General features: G+C 49.4%; 2 protein-coding genes. Both read left to right on the top strand.

Annotation, left to right across the window (positions count from 1 at the left end; genetic code table 11):
• The coding region (locus tag ACFXNW_RS30030; RefSeq protein ID WP_379421175.1) for a glycoside hydrolase family 73 protein at positions 1-624 on the top strand (624 nt) is incomplete at its 5' end.
• A partial coding sequence (locus ACFXNW_RS30025; RefSeq protein WP_379421174.1) for a hypothetical protein occupies positions 593-1,263 on the top strand: 671 nt, incomplete at its 3' end. The genes ACFXNW_RS30030 and ACFXNW_RS30025, both read left to right, overlap by 32 nt.

Below are 1,263 nucleotides of genomic sequence, written 5' to 3'. Positions count from 1 at the left end.
ACGACCGAAGTATATAACGGTAAGACCTATCACGTGAAGGATGGCTTTGCAAAGTACAACAGCTATCAAGATTCCATACGCGCCCACGCGGAACTATTATCCAAGCCGCGTTATGCGTCAAAGCTGAAGAACGCAAAAAGCGTTGAGGACTATGCGAAGGGAATCAAAGCTGGAGGGTATGCAACAGACCCTAACTATGTAAATAAGCTTCTCGGCATTATCAGCAGTAACAACCTTCACCAGTACGATGATAAGGACATTACATTCAAAGGAACGTCAGGAGCCGGGGCGACAGGTGGGGATTCTTCATCTTCAGGCACTGACGACAAATCATATTTATCAAATATCATGTTCGGCGTGTTCAGATGGTCTCTTATTCTCGGGCTTGCTATCATTGCAATCGTGTTCTTTATGAAAGCCTTCCCAGCAGTCGGAGACGTTGCGAAAGGTACAGCATCCACCGCAATGGATTTTGTTCCGGGTGGTCGTGCTGTCAAATCTGTTTCTAAGGGAGCCAAAGCCATTAAGAAAGGACGCAGCGCGTCAAACCACATCAAGAAAGCCGCTACAATAGCAAAAGGAGTGAACAAGAATGCCGGAACTAGTCAAACAGCCGGGGGATGACCATAAAAAGAGTACATGGCGTGAACAGACCGTCACCATGCTACCGGGCGACATTACAACGGTTTATTTTGACGACACAAAGCCGAACCATTCAGCCATAACAAATAACACAAGTCAGATCGTGTACGTACACGAGCGCCCGAGCGTGTCGCCTAACAATTATCTTTTAGCCGTAGCGCCGGGGTCAACAAAGCTTTTGGCGCGACCGCTCGGCTATCACACAATCTACCTTGACGCCGCGATCGTGCAGCCCGAAAAAGTCCGGGTCGAATCTTGGATTGAGAAATTTACAGCGTCATCTATACCACAGTCCATTGACACCGTTCAGCTTGGGCAGATGACAGGAACCGTAGATATATCAGCGTTACCGCCGCTTGCGGCAGGCGACAAGCATATTGGGAGTGTTGAGATAGATAAGCCTGTCACACTCGGCGGGTCTTCTATCCCGGCGACACAACCTGTACCAACTCGGGAAGCCGGAATGAATGACTTTAGGGTTGGTGGGGTGAGTGTAGGCGTCACGCCTGTAATGGCAAAGTCAGGTTCTAGCAAACTGACAAACCGCCGAGAGTTGACGATCTACCCGCCTAACTCGGGTGTCATTTATTGGGGTAAGCAGGGTGTCGAGACGACTACAGG

Origin of the sequence: Nocardia sp. NPDC059180 (assembly GCF_042754945.1) — a bacterium.
Classification (GTDB): domain Bacteria; phylum Actinomycetota; class Actinomycetes; order Mycobacteriales; family Mycobacteriaceae; genus Nocardia.
This window is presented reverse-complemented; position numbering and strand designations above follow the sequence as displayed.